Here is a 17,855-nt window from a genome sequence, read left to right as displayed (position 1 = left end):
CTTTCCAGAAATTCGTATCTACGAGTGATCCTGAACTTCCCTTGTTGAACTGATACCGACGCCGGTCAACCATTCACGGAGGCTCGCACTCTAGGTGCAACTTCGGTTCCCAGCAATTCGATCGACTGCTTCATCGCAGCGGTTTCCAACGATGCCGAACTCATCTGAAACGTGATGCGGCTGACTCCGCCAAGCACATCACTTACCTCGAGCATCTTGTTGGCGACGTACGCTGGATCCCCGATCAGGTAAGCTCCCCCCGGACCGGCGGTTGCGTCGAACTGTTGTCGCGAAAGTGAGGACCATCCCCTCTCACGTCCAATCGTGGCGACCATGTGCGACCAGCCAGGATAGAAGGCATCTCTCGCCTCTTGTGAGGTCTCAGCAACGAAGCCCATTGCGTGGATGCCAACTTTTAGCTGATCCGACGTATAACCAGCCTCCTGTCCACCCCTGCGATAGAGATCGATCAGAGGTCGGAACCGATGAAAGTCGCCCCCGATGATAGCGACCATCAACGGCAGTCCGAGCGCACCAGCCCGGAAGAAAGACTCCGGCGTGCCACCCACTCCCAGCCAGATCGGAAGATGTTCTTGCAACGGCCGTGGGAACACTCCCTGCCCCGTCAAAGAAGGACGGAACTTTCCCCGCCAACTCAGATGGCTCGTCTCGCGAAGCCTTAGAAGGAGATCCAACTTTTCGGCAAAGAGAGCGTCATAGTCACGCGCCTCCAGTCCGAAGAGAGGAAAAGCTTCACCGAAAGACCCTCTGCCAACAACGATCTCGGCGCGGCCCTTCGATATGAGATCCAGAGTCGCAAACTCCTGAAATACACGCACAGGGTCGGCCGCGCTCAATACCGTGACCGCGCTCGTCAGGCGGATTGTCTTCGTTCGAGCGGCAGCAGCCGCGAGAATGACTGCGGGTGCAGAGTCCAAAAATTCTGCGCGATGATGTTCGCCCACACCGAATACGTCAAGCCCAACCTCATCGGCTAACGCAATCTCTTCCAGGAGATCGGCCATGCGATCCACACCGGATGGAGGTTTGCCGGTCTTCGGGTCAGGAAGGCTTGCCGCGAAACTGTCGATGCCAACTTCCATAATTTCTCCTTCGGAATGCAACTGTTTCAGAACTTGTATGTTGTCCAGACCCCCGCATAGCCGGCATTTTTTCCAGTCGGGGATGCTTGCGTCAGGAACGGGCCTGCGATGAAGTAGGCGTATGCAGCGGACACTTCAAGGTGGCGCTCGGGGTGCCAGTAGAGGCCGACCGTTGGCTTGTTGCCGAGGAACCGCTGCGAATTACCACCGCCCGGGACGATCAAATTCACACCGAGGCCATAGACTCCATCCTCGAGGCTCTCTCGCCAGAACGAGTGATTGTCCATCACCAGCGAGAGCGATTTGGTGAAGTGCAAGCCGACGTGCGGGCCAATAGCAATGACATTCGCCGGGCCGTTGAGCCCAAGCGCACCCTGCCCCCAGTAGAAGCCTGTTGGGAAGAGAGGGTTGAACGTTCCGAGTGCTGACCTGGAATCTCCGTGGTTGCCACTCGCAATCCCTCCGTCAACGCCGAACTGCGGTTGAAGGGGGGCCGATCGAAAGGTGTAGTTGAAGTCATGACCGGTTGACCATGCGAGAAGGTCATTGGTGCCGAAGGTTCCCCATTGGAAGTTCGCTTCACTGTTGTAGGTGAAGCCGCCCTTTGCGCCCCACAACCTTGCGCCGACGGTATGTCGCAATTCGCTCTGCGTACCCTTTTCGAATGCGGCATTCTTCCTGGCCAACCCAAAATAGTAGAGGTCGGTATTGCCGTCCCTGATCTTCCGCAAGGGATGAACGGCGTACGTCCCCCAGAACGTAGTGGCATGATCGGGTGGAGCGTCCATAACGCCGATGCGGTTCAGGACCGGCTTTACAGTAAATCCAGTGACAGTCCATGAAGGGCTGGTCCATTTCAGTGACACACCATCGAAGGCTTGACGGACATTCGGTCCCTCGCGGACATCGACCAAGCGTCCGGAACCGAACCTGAATTCCTGCCTGCCGAGTCTTAGGACTGTGGATTGTTCTCGCCGTTTTGACATTGCGATGTCCGCAAAGCCGTTCTCGAAGAAAAGCCTGGATTCATCAATTGGCCTGGGGCCACCGTTCCTTCCGAACACAAAATCGCTAGTGAGTTGCACAAAAAAACGAACGCGACGCGTTGCATGTACGTCGGCGTGAACGGTCAATCGCTGCAGGAGATAGCCGTTTCCGTCCTGCGCTCCGCGGCCCCAATTGGGATTGCGCATGCCTTCGTACCATTCGCGCGCCTCCCCGCCGAACGAGAGATATCGATATCTGCTTAATCCGAGCGGTACGTACTCCAGCTTGTCCCAGAAGTCTCTGCGACATGTTCGATTTTCGAGATAGCGATTGTCGTCGTCTTCTCGAAGGAGGGAGTAAGGCGGAGGGGTGGTGGGGCACACGATCTGAGCGAAGCTGACAGCCGAAGACAACAGTAAGGGCAGTACGACATAAACGACACGAAGCATTTCGAACTGACCTTTCTCATGGGAACGCCTGCTTTCAGAACCAAAGAACGTCCTTCTTCCTCTTCTGCAAGGGAGAGGAAGAGGGTGGCTGGTTCTCGGTGCAAGTCGCAGGTCGCGCGGTGTGGGCTCGCCGCCGCCAGGACTTCGAGGTAGAAATGATCGTCGGTCGGATGCGATGTCGTCTCGCTTTGGTCCCTAATTCATTCAACTGACCAGCGGGCGATCCTGAAAGCGACCGTTGTGAGACGCGAACCGGTCGGCAGCTAATCCGTGATTAGCTGCCGACGCTCGGTCACTTCTCTCCGTAGTAGGTGCCGAAGTATTGAACGGGCGACCAGACAGGAAGGGGCGCGGGCAACTTCGGCGAAAGATCGCTGTAGTCCTGCGAACCGAACACTACCTTGCCGTCCATGATCGTCAGCACAGATGAAATGGACTTGATCTGATCCTCAGGTACGGTGAAATAGTCCCTGTCGAGCACTGCGAAATCCGCCAGGTTCCCTGGGGCGATAGCGCCCATTTCGGATTCCGCATTTGTGAACCACGCCGCGCCCTTGGTGAACAGTTTCAGCGCCTCGGCTCGGGTAAGCCGGTTGTCCTTGGCGAGCACCTCGGATCCGGACACGGACCTTCCAGATACCGTCCAACTTATGGCGACCCACGGATTGTACGTCGCTGCTCGGAAGGCGTCAGTGGTCAAGGCCAAGGGAATGCCGCTATCCACCAGCATGCGCAGGCGCGGTGTCTCCAATGCCTTCTCGCGACCATATGTCTTGATGAAACCATCGGCGTGCAGTGCCATCTTGCCGTCCAAGGCGATACCGCCGCCAAGCTTCTTCACCCGAGCGATGTTCTCCGGAGTGATGGTCTCAGCGTGTTCGAGACCCCATCGCAAGCCATCGAGCGGAACCGTTTCGTTCACCTTCTCCAGAGCGTCGAGAAAGGGGGAGATGTTCTCGTTATAGCTGATGTGCATGCGGAATGGGATGCGCCGCTGGATCAGCTTCCTCACATCCTCTTCGACGAATCGCCGCATCTTCTCCGGGGCGATGATGACCGCCGGGCGGTCGAAGTTCTCATGATCGTGCACATCACCGTTCAGGACCTCGCCAGCCCCTCGATATTCGAGGCCATGTAACAGGGCGGGGTACAGGTTTTGTCCCGGACTTAGTGGTGCTGTCTTTGTGATCGCCTCGAGTTCCAGATCCACCATGTTCACTTGCCCGCCGTTGCCAAGCTGTAAATCCACGAAGGGCATGCGCACGTTGAGACGGTTGTCTCGTGCAAGCACGTCGACCACCGCTTGGCCCTTAGGGTATGCCCACCTGCCGCCGTTATCGATGATTGAGGTCACGCCGAACCGGTTCAGTCCGTGGACGCTATCGATGACCGAACTCACTTGTTCGTCGAAGGTGGGCTGAGGCACCATGGTCTCGAGGGCAAGAAACAACCAGGTGTAGCCGTGGACCACACCGGTGGGGATGTTGTGGCTGTCCTTCTCGAATTCGACGTCCGGCAACTTCGGGAACCGATCGGTGCCCACGCCAAGTGCTTCCATCGCCTGCTTGTTCAAGAAGGCTTCGTTATAGGCATACTGCACGATCATGGGTCGATTGGGCACGGCCTGGCGTAGTTCGTCCAGCGTGGGGAAGCGGTTTTCCTTGAATTGATACGGCGACCAGCCTCCGATCACCTTAACCCATTGGCCATCCGGCGTGCGTTCCGCCTGCTCGTGGAGCATCGTCAACGCCCGAGTCAGCGTCGGCACGCCATCCCAGCGCACATTGTAGTTATAGGCCAAGTCGTTCAGGACGTGGATATGGGCATCGATAATGCCCGGGATGAGCCTGCGGCTGCGCGCATCAATTACCTTGGTCTTGGAATTTTTCAGGCCAAGAATGTCTTCATTAGAGCCGACGAAATAGATGCGGCCTTTCTTGACGGCCAAAGCCGAAGCCTCGGGCTGCGCACGGTTGCCAGTGAAGATCTTTGCGTTGATGACGATCAGATCAGCCCCGGGATCGTCCTGCGTCGTTTGTGCCTGACCCGCGCAGAACGAATAAACCGTCACAAACGCGATGAGTATTTTCCTGATCATTCTTGTCCTTGTTTGGCTAGATTATTTAGGAAGTGCGGCCGAGAAGAAGCTAGCAAATCCGCAAGACCAATCGCCGTCGTCGAGAGGGCTGTCTATGCACTGGCCTTCTTGCTGGTGGCAAGCAGTTGCTGCTCCCACGCATAGGCAACACCACTGGCACCACCATGCTCGGTGACGATACCGGTTAGAGCATCGGCCGTATCACGCGCCCAGTCCCGCTGCCACTCCGACATAACCGCAACCCAAGTGATCGGTACCGCACCAGCCTGCACCAAACGACGTACAGCCATGTCGTGGCTTTCTGCGGAGACTCCGCCCGAAGCATCGGTAACGATAAAGACTTCGTACCCTTCGCCAAGTGCCTGAATCGCCGGCATCGCAAGGCAAATCTCGGTCCAGAGGGCTGCCAGGATGAGTTGCTTGCGTCCGCTCTTCTTCACGATGTCCGTAACTTTGGGGTCTTCCCAGGTGTTGATAAAAGTTCGGTCGATTGGCTTCTGATCCGGAAAGACATCCTGAAGTGCCTTGATCAAATATCCACCACGCTCTTCAATCACTGTGGTGAGAATCGTCGGTACGTTGAACACCTTTGCGGCCTTTGCGAGACCGACGACGTTATTGATGACCGCCTGCGGGTCGTGACTGTTCAGGTTAGTGAACTGGTAAGGCTGATGATCGATCAGCACAAGGATGCTGTCTTCAGGGCGTAGTAGGCCTTCGAGGCCAATCTTGGGCATGGAAACTCCTTTGTTTGTTGGGGTAACAGCTCGGGATGAGCCAACGCCTAAGCGGCAGGTGGATCAAGAAAGACGTAGATGGAGTGGATGCGGCCATTCACGAAATGGATCACATCCATTCCGGTCACGCCCACCGGGCCATCTGGCGATCCTGACTTCCAACGAAGCCGTCCGACACCGTGATGACCTACTGCGGGACCGATTGGGGTAAAAGTGAATGCAGGAGGCAGACTCGATAAAAGTGCATCCACGGCTTGGTTGATAGCAAGATGACCCTGTACTGAAGAGTCCGCAGATTCATACAGCGTGGCGTCGTCGGCGTAAATCTCTTCAATTGCTTTGAGCCTGGCATTCGAATCACGCTCGTTGAATACGCGGGTAAGATGCTCACGCATCAGGCGATCGTAGTCGAGCGACTCCTGATGGCCGATGGTCATGATTCCTCCTTCCTTGCGTTCGCTTCCGACGGCGTTATCCCGTCAAGGCAAGCATCGCCTCGCGGTCTGCTCTGTGTCTTGCAGATAACGGCCGTCCGTTGTCTAATCCGCTTCTCTTAAATAGAAGGGTGTATCGCAATGGGATGAAGGGTGTTAAGCGGAAGCACGAGATCGGCAAGCACACGATCCTTGTGCTGCTTGCCTACGCGTCAGGTAGGCGATATCGCTGCGCGATCAGCTGTGAGGAGCCACTTACCGAAGATTGTGGTCTCTCTGCCATATACGTGGCGAGACACCTGTAGTGCGTTGGAAAGTGCGGGAGAAGTGGCTTTGGTCTCCGAATCCGGTCACGGACGCAATTTCGGACATGGGTACGGCGCCCTCTTTCAGAAGCTTCTGGGCGTGATTGATCCGCGCGCTGAGAAGCCACTTGTGCGGGGTCACGCCAGTCACGCTCTTGAATGCTCTCCGGAAGTAGGAGTCGGAAAGTTCAATAGAAGCGGCGATCTCCTTTGTGGTGATCGGATGGGCCATCCGCTGGCGCATGAATTCTGTTGCGCGGCGCAACTGCCAAGGGGTGAGACCGCCCCCGGCGTCTATCGCAGGCGCCGTACGGCGGCTCTCTGCGTTGCGCCCAACTTTGCGCAGTATCTGATATAGATCGAATAGTTTGTCGCTCGAAAGGACGTTGAAGATACTCTCAATATCCTTCAGATGTTCCGCGAACATCCACTCAATCACATTTCGTCCCTCTTCGGTCAGCAAGAACTGTTCCTGCTCACCCGCGCGATGGGCCTTAGCGCTGATCAACTGCTGCTGTCGAAGACGAGAGATGGTTATCTCGACCGAGGCGATGGCTAGCCGGGTTTTCTCTGCGATAGCTGCCGCGGCTAGTGGCGCGCTATGCAGAAGAACCTCAAGAACCATGAAGTCGGTTACTGCAATTCCTCGAGTGGTGACGTTGTACACAAGACATTCATCAATGGCTTGATGGGCGCGACGAAGTACGATCCAGAGTTTTTCGTTTGAGACAGTTGTCTCTCCAGGCTGCTTCTCGCGGCGCACTGGGGCTTCCGCTGCGCTCGCATGTCCCGAAGAGCGAACTCTAGTGTTGTTTGAGCGGAGGACATCTGAATTGGCATGTAAAGGTTTCCGAAGACGCTTGCCCATGTCTCAGGAGTATAAGTCTCTCTAGCTATCGAGTGAATCCTTGTCCTGCCCCTGAAAGATTTCGCGTCGAGCCGCAATTAGCTGGAGAAAACCTGTGCAACGCGGTAGCGATCGAGAGAGGGTCAGCATGGGCGGTAAAGAGCATTCGCCTCCGCTTCGCTCGAAGCCGCGGATAAAGAGGATCGACATTCTCGTAAAATAGGTCACCGTAGACTACGAGGAGTTGTTTCCCGCTCTTTTGGCCCCGTGCCAATTAGTGCAAAATCGCTCAGTCACTCGTCGAGTCTGCATTAGTAACGATATGTCGGCTTATAGGAAGGGAACAGCCCGAGAGCTTAGATCCCTGCCGCGATGCGCGTTTCCGCGCGACCTATCCGCATTCGCTGTGGTTGGCCGGGATGGGTTAGTAGGAATAGTGGATCACTCGCTGAAAATTGCGCGAGTCGTAGTCGAATTTGTAAACGTCGAAGACGTATGGCTTGGGGAGGTTGTTGTAGAAGCGATCCTGATCCGCGTAGCTCGCCTCCCAACCCAGTTCATTCTTCTGGACTCGCAGGTTTGGCTGTGTGCCGCTGGTCCAGATTGCGTGCACATCGTCGATTCCAACGGAGTACAGCGTAGCTTTCCCGGCGTATGCTCTGCCGCTCCACCCGAGTGGTGGTCCGGAGACGAGGATCCAATACTGGCCGTCAGACGGGTACCACGCCAATTGCTGAAACTCGACATGACGGCCGTCGAATTCGCTTCCACCGCGGGATGTCATTCTGGCTTTTTGGTTCTGCCTCTCCCACACGTAGCTCTCGACTATCACAAGGCTCCCGCGCGCTCCCATAAATCCGAGATATAGCTGGTAAGCCACGACAACCTGGCGGCGTTCGGTCTTTGAGCCCCAACCTTCAGTGAAGACCTTTGGCGTTGCATGGTCCTCCTCGCATGAGTGTGTGCCCTCTTGAGGGCAAACGATGTTCTGAAGTTGATGTTGCAACTGGTCGCCCGATATCGAAGGTGATGACTCAAGTTGGCGAACGATGAACTCGCCAACGTGATCTCTTACTGCCTTTCCCAGGAGGACTCGTCTAGGAACGTCCGCATCGCTGTCCGGTACACGCTGGAGGTCTCGCACTTGTCGTGCCAGAGCTTGCGTTGGCAGCAGACCGGCTTTTGCGGCGGGTACTTCCGCATCGGACGCACATACGAGCGCGAGAGAAAAGCTGAGAAGTGCGAGGACTGAAACGAACGTACGCTTCATGCGGGAATTCTAGCCCAGATCCTGGCATGGGCCGGCAATTCCAGGTAGTTACTTGATCGGAAGGCACTCGATGGCCTGCTTGCCGGCGTCGCTGACAACGCGGCACAGAGCGCAGTTCATTGAGGAAGGGACCCGGCAGAGGGTTGGGAGAATCAGATCAATAGAGGTGGCCTGAGAGCTAGATCACGAAAACGCGACTTTCGAGTAACTACTAGGCCCCTCGCGAGCCGAGATGTAATATCGGAATCGAATAAGTTAGCACAGACATGCTGCTTCACGTCCGGAGAATGAAAGCGCTATGACTATCCTCGCTCGCTTGGAGCTCTGGAAGGAGCAAGGTGCGATATCGACTGAGCAGCAGGCTCATTTAGCGAGCCTCTCTCGCGGACAACCTTTCTCCCTCTCGCTTGAGCTCAACCTTCTGCTCTATGCAGGTATCTTGGCGTTCGTTGCCGGACTTGGCTGGACTATCTCCACCTGGTCGCAGCAACTCGGTGATGTACTCGTCCTGACCATTCTCTCCATCATCCTCACCGCCTCTTTTTGGTATTGCTTTTCCCGTGCGCCCGCCTGGTCGGCTGCGGAGACGGCTCCGCCGACTGCGATCTTCGACTATGTCCTCTACCTCGGCTGCCTTGTCTGGTGCGTAGAACTCGCCTACCTGGAACACCGTTTCCACGTCCTTTCCGGTCAATGGGATCTTTATCTCCTGGCCACGGCCCTCCTCTTTCTCTTCCTTGCCTATCGTTTCGACAATCGCTTCGTGCTGTCTCTCGCTTTGTCCTCGCTTGCCGGATGGTTCGGACTCACTATCTCGCATTGGCCGTCTCATCAGGACACGGCATACCGACTCTATGCCTTGGTTTACTGTTTGGTGGTCGGTGCAGCTGGAGCGGTTTTTGAGCGCCTCAAATGGAAGGTGCATTTTTTCACTACGTATCTGAATATCGTTGCCAACGTTCTATTCTGGGCAATCCTTTCCGGGGTCTTCGATTCGCACGACCGTGGCCTATGGCTTGTCGGTCTGCTGGTCGCATGCGCCGCGTCTCTCGCCTGGGGCCTGAAGCGCCGGCAGTTTGTCTTCGTCGCCTACGCCGCCGTCTACGGCTACGTGGGTGTTAGCTGGATGCTCATCCGCAACACGTCGGACAGCACCTTTGTCCTGGCCTACTTCGTGTTCACCGCAATCGCAATGATCGCGATGCTTGTCCAGGTCGCGCGTCGCTTTGGGAGGCCGGAATGAGAATTTACACGGAATCGAGCGAAGAGACTCTGCGTGCCCGCAAATTCCTGAGGCAGTGGATCGGAGACGGCTACCTCAGCGACGATCAGTACCAGCGCCTTGAACAAGACACGGTCTCCGACCTGCGCACCACCAACATCTTTTTGAGGCTGGTACTTTTCTTCTTCACCATGATCGGCGTAGCAGGCGCGATCGGGCTCTTCTTCACGATCTTTCTTTCGCGGCCGTCGCAACAAGCCACAGGAATCTTCTTATTGATCTTCGCTGCTGTCTCCTACACGGCCGCCGAGGTCGCCGTAACCCAGGCCCGCCTGTATCGCTACGGGATTGAGGAAGCACTCGCCGTCTGTTCAGTTGCTTTTCTGTGCGGAGGACTGGATTACGCTTTTTTCAGCGGCGCCCTCTACCCCTCGCGCGAAATTCAGTCTGTGATTCCTGCCGTTGGAGCCATTGCTTCGCTCTGGATCTGGTACCGCTTCAATCTCTGGTACGCATTTCCCGCAGCAATGATCTTCGTCATCTTCCTGCCCGCTTACTGGACCCCATCTCACCCGGTGCAACATGTCTCTATCTCGGTGTTGTATGCAGCCGGACTGGTCTGTATAGCCTCCATTCGCTCCCGCCACCGTTTCGATTACCTTGAGGACGCGTACTCGCTCTCTGAGGCGTTTCTATGGCTCGGCATATATCTGATCTTCAACCTCAAAATCTCAGATTTCAGCTTGCTTTCACGTTTGGGGAGCCCCACGCGCTTCACCTCGGGATCCGCCTCCCCGTTCTACTGGATGACGTGGGTGCTCATATGGTGCCTGCCGCCTCTCATACTCACACGCGGTGTTCGCCAGAAGGATCGCCTCATCATCGCGGCCGGCGCGATTACTGCCGTCCTCACCCTTATCACCAATAAACCGTACCTCGGATGGCAGCGGCATACCTGGGACCCGATGCTTCTCGGTATAACACTGACTGCCGTTTCATTGTTCCTTCGACGCTGGCTCGCTCTTGGTCCGGACGGAGTTCGCCACGGCTTCACGGCCGCGCGTTTGTCGGGGAAGGACAAACACACGATGAGCGTCGGCTCTGCCGTACTCGGTCTGATAACACCGCAATCGATAACGCCAACCCCGCAACCAACCAATCCGGATTTTCGGTTTGGCGGAGGAGAATCGGGAGGTGGAGGAGCTAGTGGCGATTTTTAAAGGACTTCACCTTGTCGATGTGTGCGGCGACGCAAGCTGCCAGATTTACCGCCGTTCTATGTCAAGGATCGATGGGCTCCCCTTTGTTTGGTAGAGCGACTAACGACACTGCACACATATCCGCATAGGAGGAACAATGATTTTTGGGGCGCACGTAATTCTCTACAGTAAAAGCGCCGAGGAGGATCGCGCATTTTTCCGCGATATCCTCGGTTTCAAATCCGTTGATGCCGGTCAAGGCTGGCTGATCTTCGCCCTGCCGCCCGGAGAAGCTGCAGTACACCCATCCAGCGAGATTGGCACCCAGGATCTCTACTTCATGTGCGACGACTTGAAATCCGAGATGGCATCTCTCGCAAAGAAAGACGTTAAGTGCTCTCAAGTCCAGGAAGCACGATGGGGTTCCATTACGAAGATCAGACTTCCCGGAGGTGGCGAGGTCGGCCTTTATCAGCCTAAGCATCCTACGGCCTTAGGCTTGCAATGAAGCGTCTGTCAAAATGATGATTCTACCGACCCATCAATTGCGTCAGAATTTTGTCACTTTCCTGAAAAGGCGGCATTGATATTTCTTACCTTGTCCCATGGCTGGGAGGCCGGTGTCGGAGTTGACCAGATGGAAATCTCACGCAGGTTTCTTATGCGCTGCAGGCTTTTTCAACTTCTTGGTTACTGACTTGGCAATTTTGTTTGCGATACCGAAACTGCGGACGAATCCATGAAAGCGGAACAGAGGCTCTGCTCAATTTTTGATCTTCCCATAGAACTTCGAGTGGCGTACGATTCTTTCCCATAGAAGTTCGAGTGGAGAGATCGATGCGGAAAAGCAGCGAGCCACAGAATGCAGAAGGCCGTAAGCAGTTGGTTCGCGAAACCAGCCGCCGGCGGCAAATGACCCGCGCCATTGGTCTGGGGATGGGTGAGGAAGGCGGTCCGCAATGAGCTGGATGCGATTCCTGCACCGCAAGCGCTCCGACACCGAGTTGCAGAACGAGATTGAGGCCTTTCTTAGCGAAGAAACCGCGGATAACGTAGCGCGGGGGATGTCGCCTGACGAAGCCCGGCGACAGGCCCGGCTGAAATTTGGCAACCCCCAGAAGGTGCGCGAATCGCTGTGGATGCAAAACACTCCCCAACGTTTGGCCGGTGTCGCTCGCGACGTAAAATACGCCTTTCGAACGTTGAGCCGAACACCCGGATTCACCATCATCGCGATCGCGGTGATGGCTCTTTGCATCGGCGCGGCCACCTCTCTTTTCACCGTTGTGCGTTCGGTGCTGCTGCGGCCGCTGCCTTTTCGCGACCCCGCCCGGCTGGTAATGGTGTACGAACACTTCCGGGGAGGGGAATTGAGCTACCACCCGGTTGCGCCGGCCGACTTCTACGACTGGCGCTCGAAGACCCACGGCTTTGAAGACATGGCAATCATGCGCTGGGCCGGGTACAACCTCACCGGTGTGCGTAACGAATTGCCGGAGTCGGTCCGCGCAGCGGCAGCTTCCTCGAACCTGTTTTCCCTGCTGGGAGTGAAGCCGGTACTGGGCCGGGACTTTACGGAGGCGGACGATCTGCGCGGCAGCGCCGTTGTGATGTTGACCTGGAGCGTCTTTGAGAGGCGGTTCGCAGGCGACGCGAAGATTGTGGGAGGCCAGATTCACCTTGACGGCAGACCCTACACAGTGGCCGGCGTGCTGCCCTCGTGGTTCACGTATCCCGATGCCGGAATTCAGCTGTGGGTTCCTTACAAGGCCGATGCCAGTGCTGAGATGCTGCAGCATCACGACTGGCATGGGAGCCAGGTGGTGGCCAGGCTTCGCCCTGATGTAAGCCTGGCCGGCGCAATCGCGCAGGTCGGCGCCATACAGTACCAGAATCATCTGCAGTACCCGCACGATCCGGTGGCTGAAGAGGTTGTTTCGCGCTCACTGAACGAGGATCTCGCCGGAGATGTGAAGAAGCCGCTGACGTTGATGCTTTCCGCAGTCGGCTGCATGCTGCTTATCGGCTGCCTCAATGTCGCCAACCTGCTGGTGGCGCGGGGCGCGGCACGGCAGAAGGAGGTGGCGATACGAAGCGCCCTCGGTGCTCAGCGAGCCACGCTGATTCGCGAGCAGATGGCCGAGAGTGTTCTGATTTGCGCAGCCGGCGGTGTGGGCGGGATTCTGCTGTCATTGGGCGCCACTGAGTGGCTGGCAAAAACCTGGAAGGACCTGCCCACCGCGCAGAGCATTCATATGGATGGCGCGGTGATTGCGTTTGCCTGCGCGCTCATGTTCGCTGCGGCGCTGATTGCAGGCTTGCTGCCCGCGCTTTCCACAACAGGTGAGTCGATGTTGAAGGCTCTGCAAACCTCGGTCCGGACCGGCTCGAGCAGCGTTTCTCGCACCGCGCTCAGAAAGTCGCTGCTCACGGCGGAGATTGGAATCACAGTGGTGCTGCTGGTGGCCGCCGGGCTGCTGCTCAAAAGCTTTATGCAATTGCGCGCCGCCAATGTCGGGTGCGTCGTAGACAACACGCTCACTTTGCAATACAACCTGCCCGGCAAGAAGTACGACACGCCGGAGAAACGAAACGCATTCAACGAAGCGCTGCTGGCGCGAGTGAGAGCTATGCCCGGAGTTCGGGGCGCTGCATTGGGAACCACGGTCGCGGGAACAGGATACTGGGGCACCGACGAATTCACGGTGAAGGAGCATCCTCCGCTCAAGACGGGCGAACACTTACCCGACGCGCTGACGCGCTGGGTCGATCCAGGCTATTTCAGTGCTCTGGGAATTCCGCTTGTGAGCGGACGGTTCTTTACCAGCGACGAACGGGGTGAGCGCTCGTACAAGGTGATGGTGAGCCATCAGTTTGTTCAGCAATATTTCGCAGGCGAAGATCCTATCGGCAAGCATCTGCGCCTTCCCGGGCGCGCCCACGATGGAGCGCCAAACCTGGTGGACTGGGAGATTGTGGGTGTCGTCGGCGATATCCTGTACCAGGTCGGCAAGGAGCCGAAAGCGACAGCGTATCTCCCCATCTTTGAGGGCCGTAGCGAAGCGACGCTCGCGGTTCACACGGCAACGGATCCGTTGCAATTCTCGGTGCCGGTGCAAAAACAGATCGCGTCGCTCGATCCTGAACTTCCGGTCTCAGATGTGCTCACCATGAACCAGATCATTGGCGCGTCCCTGGTGAATGCGAGCCTGAGTGCAACTCTTGTTCTGGCGTTTGCTGTTTTGTCGCTGATTCTTGCTTCGGTGGGATTGTACGGCGTGCTCTCGTACCTCACCACGCAGCGGACCTCGGAACTGGGAATCCGCATGGCGCTCGGCGCGCAACGAGATCAGCTGTTGCAGTTGATGCTGATGGATGGCCTGCGGCCGGCGCTGTTCGGACTGGGGCTTGGTTTGGTGATGAGCTTCGCGGCGACACGCATCTTCCAGTCGATGCTTTTCGGAACGAAGCCTCTCGATCCTGTGGTGCTCTCCGGAGTGATTGCGACGCTGCTGACGGTTGCGGCTCTGGCCTGTCTGGCTCCCGCATGGCGTGCTTCGCGGTTAGACCCAATGAAAGCGCTCCGAACCGAATAGGACAGGGCACCGCGAAGCATGATTCGTACCGATAAGCCCGCTTATAAGAAGGGAACAGCGCGGCAGATGCGGACTGGACGGACGCTCAAGTAGAGTGGAGAGATGCGAGTTGCCATCGTAACGGGAGCGGCGCAGGGCATCGGGCGCAGAACTGCCGAAGTCCTCGGTGAGGCGGGTTATACCCTTCTACTGCTCGATATGCAGTCTTGTGAAGCTACGCTCTCGGCGGTGCGTGCGACGGGCGCTGAAGCAGAAGCGCTCACCGGTGATATCACTGACGAGGCTTTTATCGCGCAGGCCGTATCTCTGGTCGCGGAACGTTGGGGGCGTGTCGATGTGCTCGTCAACAATGCAGGCATCAGCTTCATCGCTCCTGCCGAGACCGTAGAAGCCTCCGCCTTCCGCCGCGTGCTTGAGGTGAACCTCGTCGCGCCCTTCGTTCTCTCCCGGGCCTTCGGCTCCATTATGCTCGCGCAGCGAGAGGGCAGTATCGTCAATGTTGCGTCGATCGCCGGTCTCGTCGGTGTGAGTGACCGTACCGCGTATAACGCATCCAAGCACGGCCTCATCGGACTGACCCGCACCCTTGCCGGAGAGTGGGGCGGACGCGGGGTTCGCGTCAATGCCGTCTGCCCCGGCTGGGTCAAAACAGAGATGGATGTTGCCGACCAGGCCGGCGGAGGCTACACCGACGACGACATCACCGGCCGTGTTCCCATGGCCCGCTTCGCGAGTCCCGATGATATCGCCCGCGCCATCCTCTTCCTCGCCGACCCAGCCCAGAGCGGCTTCATCAACGGCCAGGCCCTCGCTGTCGATGGCGGCTGGACCGCCGATGGAAGCTGGCAAAGCCTCCGCATGCGCAAGCGTTAGAGCACTTTCGCCGTACGGCAGACCTTCCGTGAAGCGCGTTTGTCGCTACTGACTCGACCCCAACCGGCATGACAGAATGGCTGGGGTCACGCCTACGGTCGTCCGCGCGCGGAGTGAAACATCGCATGGCGAAAGCAGGGATGTGCATCCAGGGAGCGTTACTTTGACCTTGACGTATGTACGCTAGCCGGGATCACTCTGGAGATGGCGGCAGGGCTGCGGCGGGTGACTTGTCGACGATAGTAATCGTGACTGTTTTTGACCTTGCCGTGACAAACGGTTGTTCAGGTGGCGTGGGACGCTGATCGGGACACTCTGAGAAACGTGAATGGTACGGGCTCCACGTGACAGAAAGCTGATAGGTACCTGGTCTTGTGGGCAGCAATTTGAAATCGCGAAGGGAACGTTCCAGCGGAATCACTTTGCCTACCTTCAGCGCAGGAGGGCAGACGATGGGGCCGCTGCTCCCTGATGGAAGTGCGTACAGATTGGCGCTGTGATCGTTGTATTCCGGCGAGGCGTTTGCATCGAGGATCGAAAGATGGAAGCCGCCGTCAAAGTTGGGAAAAAATGCTTCACGGCGAACAAACGGTTCTCCGAACACTGGCTCTTTCGAGTCGACCACCTGTACTGCAATGTGCGCTGAAATGTCTTCACCCACCTGAAATCTTGTTTTATCCAGAGTCAGGTCGACGCGCACTCCCTGTTCTGTAGGCCCCCATTGCCGCGGTATCTCCGCCGGATCTTTAAACACGATCGCGGTGGAGTTCGATTCCACCAGACGGATCTCCCCCTGCGGCGACCTTCCGGCCAGTGTGAAGAAATGCACCTTATAGGACACCTTCTGCTCGAAGTATTGGTTCTCATTAAATTCGAACTCATGGTTCTGCGGTCCATGAAATGCGGTCTCGTGGCAGTTGATGGCCAGGAAAAAGCTGCCACTTATATCAGGAGTTACCGGCGTCATTTCGTCAATGCGAATAAGGCCCGCGGAAGAGATGACGGTGCGGAGAAATACCGGACAGCCCTGGTCCGTCTTTGGCGTCACGGCATCGATACCGTCTACGTTCAGGCGCAGGCGCACATGCTCGCCTTCCAGGTATTCAGTCTTTGGGATGCTGAGAGTCAAATTCGGCGGAGGAGGCATTGGATCTGTGTTGTAGGCCGTCCAGTACGGTACAAAGGGTCCGTCGGCAAAGTCGTGGACTTCCAGGCCGGAACAAACCGGAGGCAACAGTGTGGGTGAAGCGATGCTGACGCCATTCAGGGAATGGTTGTCGGAAAGGTCGTGGCATCCGGCGGTAGAACCGTCGTCCGCTCTTGTTCTCCACATGCGCCAGGCGTGTGCCACTTGGTTCGGCGCAAGCGTATAGTTTCCCAGTTTGCATGCAGCCTTTGTGAGATTGCGCTTCTCAATCGCTATCGCATGGCGGCCCAGTTGATCGAAAACGCGGAGTTTGGTTTCGAGATCATACTCTGCACATTGAGGCGTAACGGGCGGAGGTGGGGGGCGCAAGGCAGTTGCTCTCGCGTGCCATTTCTGAGCCTCCACCGCATCCTTCGGAACGCCGTACCCGTACTCATAGAAGCCTGCAATCCGATCCATCGCATTTGGTGAATTGAAGACCTGAGCCGCTTTCCTGAACCAATCCAGGGATGTTTGATAGTTACGCTCAGTGAAAATGCCTGACTGGTAGCTGTCGCCAAGCCGCTCCATCGCCCATTCACTTACCCACTGATTGGCCAGGGATTGATCGGCTCTCGACGCGGCGCGCTCGTACCAATACTTTGCCTTAGCGGGATCGCGCGGAAAGCCCCGCGATCCGTCGTACATCTCGCCAAGCGAGTACATTGCTCCTGTGTCATTCAGCGCTGCAGCTTTTTCAAAGTACTGACGCGCCTTCTCCAGGTCCTTGGGGACTCCTGTGCCATCCCTGTAAAGCTGACCGAGCATCTCGATTGCCTGGGGATGTTCCTCCGCTGCAGCGGTTTCATAAAGCTGGATAGCCTTCGGCATGTCCTTGGTGACACCGAGACCAAGCTGGTAGAGATAACCGAGGTCGATTCGGCCTGAATTGTTATTCAGAGCAGCAGCGCGTTCAAACCACTCGCGCGCCGTGACATAGCTCCGGGTAACGCCTCGCGCTTCCAGGTACATCATGCCGAGGTTGTTTATTGCTTCGGAGTTGCCGAGCTTGGCCGAGCGCTGGAACCAATCGAGAGCTGCCTTATAGTCCGGGGGAAAATTACGCTGGTAGGAATAAAGTAACCCCAGGTTGTTCATCGCATCGGAACTACCGCCTGCGGCGGCCTTTTTAAACCATGACTGCGCTTTGCCATAATCTTTAGCACCGTCGTCTCCGTCTCGATAGATCTCGCCCAGACGGTTCATTCCTTGAGTCGACCCGGCACTTGCTGCCTTTCGGTACCAGACAATTGCTTTGGCAGGGGCTTTTTGGGTTCCGTCACCACGTTCGTACCGGCACCCGAGTGTATACATGGCTTTTCTATCGCCTGAGGATGCCGCCTTCGTGTCCTCACGGAAACTCGAACCTGTATCGCAAGGCACTGCCTTACCTTTATTCGTAGGAAGGTCATTCCCAGAATACGTCGCACGCTCCTGTGCAAGACAGGTTGACGTGGAGGCAATGGAGATGAGGACGAAGAAGGCTAAGACGTTCGGAGCTTTCATTGGCGTTCGATGAGATTAGACACCCCGACGAGGCGAATTGTTC

14 protein-coding genes and 1 pseudogene are annotated in these 17,855 nt (G+C 56.9%); 6 read left to right on the top strand and 9 right to left on the bottom strand.

All coding sequences use genetic code 11. From position 1 onward, the window contains the following. Positions 1-65: 65 nt before the first annotated feature. The 7 genes from FTW19_RS22585 to FTW19_RS22555 all read right to left on the bottom strand — a co-directional run bounded on the left by FTW19_RS22585 (position 66) and on the right by FTW19_RS22555 (position 7,744). Positions 66-1,103: an LLM class flavin-dependent oxidoreductase gene (locus FTW19_RS22585; RefSeq protein ID WP_147649840.1), complete on the bottom strand. Its 1,038-nt coding sequence runs from the start codon at positions 1,101-1,103 to the stop codon at positions 66-68. A gap of 26 nt (positions 1,104-1,129) precedes the next feature. Beyond that, positions 1,130-2,539, bottom strand: a complete 1,410-nt coding sequence (locus FTW19_RS22580) for an alginate export family protein (protein WP_147649839.1) — start codon at positions 2,537-2,539, stop codon at positions 1,130-1,132. Between the two features lie 292 nt (positions 2,540-2,831). Continuing rightward, positions 2,832-4,637, bottom strand: coding sequence for an amidohydrolase (locus FTW19_RS22575; RefSeq protein WP_147649838.1), 1,806 nt, complete (start codon positions 4,635-4,637; stop codon positions 2,832-2,834). Positions 4,638-4,729: 92 nt separating this feature from the next. After that, the gene (locus tag FTW19_RS22570) at positions 4,730-5,374 is read right to left on the bottom strand and encodes a hydrolase (protein ID WP_147649837.1); all 645 of its coding nucleotides are present in this window, start codon (positions 5,372-5,374) and stop codon (positions 4,730-4,732) included. 47 nt (positions 5,375-5,421) lie between these two features. Next, a complete protein-coding gene (locus FTW19_RS22565) occupies positions 5,422-5,811 on the bottom strand; it encodes a nuclear transport factor 2 family protein (RefSeq protein ID WP_147649836.1) in 390 nt (129 codons plus the stop codon). 252 nt (positions 5,812-6,063) lie between these two features. After that, the gene (locus FTW19_RS22560; protein ID WP_187143133.1) at positions 6,064-6,876 is read right to left on the bottom strand and encodes an AraC family transcriptional regulator; all 813 of its coding nucleotides are present in this window, start codon (positions 6,874-6,876) and stop codon (positions 6,064-6,066) included. A 508-nt stretch (positions 6,877-7,384) separates the two neighbouring features. Beyond that, positions 7,385-7,744: a hypothetical protein gene (locus tag FTW19_RS22555; RefSeq protein ID WP_147649834.1), complete on the bottom strand. Its 360-nt coding sequence runs from the start codon at positions 7,742-7,744 to the stop codon at positions 7,385-7,387. Between the two features lie 784 nt (positions 7,745-8,528). On the opposite strand from FTW19_RS22555, the gene FTW19_RS22550 reads away from it, so the two are divergent. From FTW19_RS22550 to FTW19_RS22530, 6 genes are all read left to right on the top strand, one after another. Then, positions 8,529-9,473, top strand: coding sequence for a DUF2157 domain-containing protein (locus FTW19_RS22550; RefSeq protein ID WP_147649833.1), 945 nt, complete (start codon positions 8,529-8,531; stop codon positions 9,471-9,473). Further along, positions 9,470-10,672 (top strand): hypothetical protein, encoded by a 1,203-nt coding sequence (locus tag FTW19_RS22545; RefSeq protein ID WP_147649832.1) that lies wholly within the window; start codon positions 9,470-9,472, stop codon positions 10,670-10,672. Before FTW19_RS22550 ends, FTW19_RS22545 begins: the two co-directional genes overlap by 4 nt. A 136-nt stretch (positions 10,673-10,808) precedes the next feature. Next, entirely contained in the window at positions 10,809-11,159 is a 351-nt protein-coding gene (locus FTW19_RS22540; RefSeq protein WP_147649831.1) for a VOC family protein, read from the top strand. Between the two features lie 329 nt (positions 11,160-11,488). Next, entirely contained in the window at positions 11,489-11,614 is a 126-nt protein-coding gene (locus FTW19_RS26320) for a hypothetical protein (protein ID WP_281292402.1), read from the top strand. Continuing rightward, a complete protein-coding gene (locus FTW19_RS22535) occupies positions 11,611-14,247 on the top strand; it encodes an ABC transporter permease (RefSeq protein WP_147649830.1) in 2,637 nt (878 codons plus the stop codon). Before FTW19_RS26320 ends, FTW19_RS22535 begins: the two co-directional genes overlap by 4 nt. Positions 14,248-14,349: 102 nt before the next feature. Next, positions 14,350-15,120 carry an SDR family NAD(P)-dependent oxidoreductase gene (locus FTW19_RS22530; RefSeq protein ID WP_147649829.1) on the top strand — a complete coding sequence of 257 codons (771 nt, stop codon included), beginning with the start codon at positions 14,350-14,352 and terminating at the stop codon, positions 15,118-15,120. A 193-nt stretch (positions 15,121-15,313) separates the two neighbouring features. Here the strand turns inward: FTW19_RS22530 and FTW19_RS22525 are convergent, their stop codons facing one another. Together FTW19_RS22525 and FTW19_RS26505 are read right to left on the bottom strand one after the other, a co-directional pair. Beyond that, entirely contained in the window at positions 15,314-17,512 is a 2,199-nt protein-coding gene (locus FTW19_RS22525) for an SEL1-like repeat protein (protein WP_246153453.1), read from the bottom strand. A gap of 21 nt (positions 17,513-17,533) precedes the next feature. Further along, positions 17,534-17,620, bottom strand: a pseudogene (locus FTW19_RS26505) (SEL1-like repeat protein); the annotation flags it as partial. Positions 17,621-17,855 lie beyond the last annotated feature (235 nt).

It is taken from the genome of Terriglobus albidus, from assembly GCF_008000815.1.
GTDB classification, from domain to species: domain Bacteria; phylum Acidobacteriota; class Terriglobia; order Terriglobales; family Acidobacteriaceae; genus Terriglobus; species Terriglobus albidus_A.
Note: the sequence above shows the minus strand (reverse complement) of the source record. Positions and strands in the feature narration are given on the sequence as shown.